Annotated in this window: 3 protein-coding genes and 1 pseudogene; all 4 read left to right on the forward strand. The window is 73.8% G+C overall.

Annotated elements, in window-relative coordinates:
* Positions 1 to 1,295, forward strand: a 1,295-nt coding sequence (locus ABTY56_RS38390; RefSeq protein WP_350634336.1) for an N-acyl-D-amino-acid deacylase family protein, incomplete at its 5' end; no start/stop codon positions are given.
* The gene (locus ABTY56_RS38395; protein ID WP_350634337.1) at positions 1,292 to 1,924 is read left to right on the forward strand and encodes a bifunctional 4-hydroxy-2-oxoglutarate aldolase/2-dehydro-3-deoxy-phosphogluconate aldolase; all 633 of its coding nucleotides are present in this window, start codon (positions 1,292 to 1,294) and stop codon (positions 1,922 to 1,924) included. The genes ABTY56_RS38390 and ABTY56_RS38395, both read left to right, overlap by 4 nt.
* 249 nt (positions 1,925 to 2,173) lie before the next feature.
* Complete coding sequence (locus ABTY56_RS38400) at positions 2,174 to 3,826, forward strand: alpha-amylase family glycosyl hydrolase (protein ID WP_350634338.1); 1,653 nt, start codon at positions 2,174 to 2,176, stop codon at positions 3,824 to 3,826.
* Positions 3,827 to 3,987: 161 nt separating this feature from the next.
* A pseudogene (locus ABTY56_RS38405) lies at positions 3,988 to 4,431 on the forward strand (hypothetical protein); the annotation flags it as partial.

Consider the following 4,431-nt stretch of genomic DNA (forward strand, 5'->3'; position numbering starts at 1 on the left):
GCAGCCAACTCGCAGGCTGGAACGGCGATCCGGCCGACTTCGACTGGGACTGGCACGACGTCGCCGGCTACCTGGACCGGATCGACCGGACCGGCGTCGCCGTCAACGCCTGTTACCTCGTCCCGCACGGCACGCTGCGCACCCTCGTCATGGGCTGGGCCGACCGCCCGCCCACCCCGGCCGAACTCGACCGGATGCGACAGGTGTTGGCGAAGAGCCTGCTGGACGGCGCGGTCGGCATGTCCAGCGGCCTCAGCTACACCCCCGGGTCGTACGCGGACACCGCCGAACTGGTCGAGCTGTGCACCATCGTCGCGGCCTACGGCGGCTTCCACGCTCCGCACCAACGCTCCTACGGCGAGGGGGCGTTGGAGGGCTACGCGGAGATGGTGGAGATCTCCCGGCGGAGCGGCTGCGGGCTGCACCTGACCCACGCCACGATGAACTTCGGCGTCAACCGGGGCCGGGCCGGAGAGCTGTTGGAGCTGGTCGACCGGGCGCTCGCCGACGGCGTCGACCTCACCCTGGACAGTTACCCGTACCTTCCCGGCTCCACCACCCTGGCCGCTCTGCTGCCGAGTTGGGCCACCGAGGGCGGACCGGAGGCGACGCTGGCCAGGCTGGTCGACCCGGCGCAGTGCGCCCGGATCCGGTACGAGGTGGAGGAGAAGGGCAGCGACGGGTGCCACGGCGTGGTCACCGACTGGGCGACGATCCAGATCTCCGGCGTCCGGTCGGCGGAGCTGGCCCCGGCCGTCGGCCGGACCGTCGCCGAGATCGCCGCCGAGGAGCGGCGCACCGGCACCGAGGTGTTCCTCGACCTGCTGCGCCGGGACGAGTTGGCCACCACGATCCTCCAGCACGTCGGGCACGAGGAGAACGTCCGGGCGATCATGCGCCACCGCGCGCACACCGTCGGCAGCGACGGACTGCTGGTCGGCGCCCGGCCGCACCCGCGGGCCTGGGGCACCTTCCCGCGCTACCTCGGCCACTACAGCCGGGAGTCGGGCGTGCTGACGCTGGAGGAGGCGGTCGCCCGGATGACCGGCCGGCCCGCCGCCCGGCTGGGCCTGCACCGGCGTGGCCGGATCGCCCCCGGCCACCACGCCGACCTGGTGCTCCTCGACCCCGAACGGGTCCGGGACACCGCGACCTTCGAGCACCCCAGGCGGCCCGCCGAGGGCATCGAGTACGTGTACGCCAACGGCACCGCCGTCGTCCGGCAGGGTCGCACCACCGGCGCCCGCCCCGGGCTCGCCCTGCGCCGCACCGACCGAGGAACCCGAGCCGCATGACATCCCTTGCCGCCCTGCATGCCGACCGGGTGATCGCGGTGGTCCGCGCACCGAGCATCCCGGACGCCTCCGCGCTGTGCGCCGCACTCGCCGCCGGAGGCATCAGATGGACCGAATTCACCTACACCACACCGGATGTGACGAACCATCTGCGACACGCTGCCGAGGCCGGACACCGGGTCGGCGTCGGCACCGTACTGACCGCCGAGCAGGCCGAGCGCGGGGTCGCGGTCGGCGCCTCCTTCCTGGTCACGCCCGGCTGCCGGCCCGAGGTCGCGGAGGCGGCGAAGGGCGCCGGGGTGCCGGTGGTGCTCGGGGCGCTCACCCCGACCGAGGTGGCCCGGGCGGTGGACCTGGGTGCCGCCGCCGTCAAGATCTTCCCGGCCCGGGCGTTCGGACCCGGCTACTTCAAGGACCTGCGCGGACCGTACCCGGGCGTGCCGCTGGTGGCCTCCGGCGGGGTGAACGCGGGCAACGCCGCCGAGTTCCTGGGGCAGGGTGCGCTCGCGGTGTGCGCGGGGACGGACGTGGTGCCGCCGGAGGCGGTCGCAGCGGGGGACTGGGCGGAGATCACCCGGCGGGCCCGGGCGTTCACGGAGGCGTGCGGCGACGCCCGCGGGGAGGCGTAGCGGAGGAGTGCCGGTACGCGTGGCGGAGACAGGTGGCGAGGCGTAGCGGAGGCGGGCGGCGAGTCGAAGCGGAGGCAGGCGGGGAGGCGTAGGGCCGGGAAACGGCGGTGGCGGGGCGAGGCGGGCTGTCGGGACGGCCGGGAACGGACGAGAATCGGTGGCACCCGGTTCGGCCCCCGGCCGAGTCCGGCCCGGTTCAGCCCCGCCCGGTGCACCCCGGGCCCCGGACCCGGTAGGAGGAACCCACCCATGACCTCGACCCGCCCCGGCCCCGACTGGCTCGCCGACGCCGTCCTCTACCAGATCTACCCGCAGACCTTCGCCGACTCCGACGGCGACGGCATCGGCGACTTCGCGGGCATCGCGGAGCACCTCGACCACCTCGCCTGGCTCGGGGTCGACACCGTGTGGCTCAACCCCTGCTTCGCCTCGCCGTTCCGCGACGCCGGCTACGACATCACCGACTACCTCACCCCGGCCCCGCGCTACGGCAGCACCGAGGACCTGGCCGCGCTGGTCGAGGCCGCCCGCCGCCGCGGCATCCGGATCCTGCTGGACCTGGTCGCCGGGCACACCTCCGACCGCCACCCCTGGTTCCTGGCCGCCGCCGAGGACGCGTCCGATCACCGCTACATCTGGTCCGACCGGCCGGTGGACGGCTTCGTGGCCTCGCCCGGCAGCCGCCCGGGCTGGTACCGGCCGAACTTCTTCGACTGCCAGCCCGCCCTCAACTTCGGCTACGCGCGCAGCAGTTCTGCCGAGCCCTGGCGTCAGCCGGTGGACGCCGAGGGGCCGCGGGCCAACCGGGCGGCGCTGCGCGACATCATGGCGCACTGGCTCGGCCTCGGCGTGTCCGGCTTCCGGGTGGACATGGCGTACTCGCTGGTCAAGGACGATCCGGGCAAGGCCGAGACCGCCAAACTCTGGACCGAGCTGCGGGACTGGCTGGATCGCGCCCACCCCCAGGCCGCGCTCCTCGCGGAGTGGGGCGAGCCCGCCGCCGCCGTCGCGGCCGGGTTCCACGCGGACTTCTTCCTGCACTTCGGCGGCGAGGACCACGGCCTGCCGCTGCGCTCCCTGTGGAACAACAACGGCGGTACGGTCGAGGAGTTCTGGCAGCAGGAGGCCTGCTACTTCGAGGCCGAGGGCCGGGGCACCCCGCAGCCCTTCCTGGACGCCTGGCGCTCCGCCGCCGAACTCACCGAGGGCAACGGGCACATCGTGCTGCCGACCGCCAACCACGACTTCTCGCGGCTGGCCGCCGGCCCCCGCAGCGCCGAGGAGCTCGTGCCCGCCTTCGCCTTCCTGCTCACCTGGCCCACCCTCCCGGCCGTCTACTACGGCGACGAGATCGGCATGCGCTACCTGCCGGGCCTGCCCGACACCGAGGGCAGCGTGCTCGGGCCGCGCTTCAACCGGGCCGGCTCGCGCACCCCGATGCAGTGGACGCCCGGCCCCACGGCGGGCTTCTCCGCCGCGCCGCCGGAGCGGCTGTACCTGCCGGTGGACCCGGACCCGCACCGCCCGGATGTGCTGTCCCAGCGCGCCGACCCGACCTCGCTGCTGCACACCGTCCGGCGGCTGATCGCGCTGCGCCGGGCGCACCCGGGGCTGGGCTCGGCCGGCGGGGTGGAGGTCCGGCAGGCCGGGTACCCGCTGGTGTACACCCGGGCCGGGCGGTACCTGGTGGCGGTCAACCCGCGCCGGGAGCCGGGAACCGTACGGCTGTCGGACGTGGTGCCGGGGCCGGTGCAGGGTGTGGCGCCGGGGGGTGTCCGGCCGCTGCAGGCGCAGGGTGTGGCGCCGGGGGGTGTCCGGCCGCTGCAGGCGCAGGGTGTGCGGGTGGCGGACGGGGAGCTGAGGGCGGACGGTTTCTCCTACGGCGTGTTCGAGCTGGGCTGATCGCGGGCGGCGGGAGCCGGTCCTCGGGGCCGGCTTCCGTTCGATGTCGGATGGTTGTAAGCTACATCCATAGATGGTTGCATTTGCCACTTGCTTTGCTTTGGTTGCATTTGCCACCCTCTTGCCCGTACGAGACACCACCGGAGAACGGTACGAACGCCATGAGCACACCCCAGAACCCCGCCGCGGCGCCCACCCTGGGGCACTCGCTCAAGCACCTCGCCGTCCATCTGATCACCCCGCTGCTGATGTGCCTCGGCATGGCGCTCGCCTACCAGAGCGCCTTCCACCAGCCCGAGCCGCACCACCTCAAGGTCGCCGTCGTCGGCACCACGGAGCAGGCGCACGGCCTGGCGCAGGCCATCCAGCAGAAGGCCGGGGACGCGCTCGACGTCCGCACCGTCGACGACCGGGCCGCCGCCGAGCAGCAGCTGCGCGACCGCGACCTGGTCGGCGCCTTCGTCCCGGACGCCAGGAGCCCCGAGCTGATCGTGGCCAAGGGCAACTCGGACACCTCGGTGGTGGCCGCCACGGCGGTGTTCACCAACGTCACCGACAAGCAGGGCGTCCCGCTGCACGTCACCGACCTGACCACCCTCGCCAAG

It is taken from the genome of Kitasatospora sp. NPDC097691 (genome assembly GCF_040302665.1).
Classification (GTDB): Bacteria; Actinomycetota; Actinomycetes; order Streptomycetales; family Streptomycetaceae; genus Kitasatospora.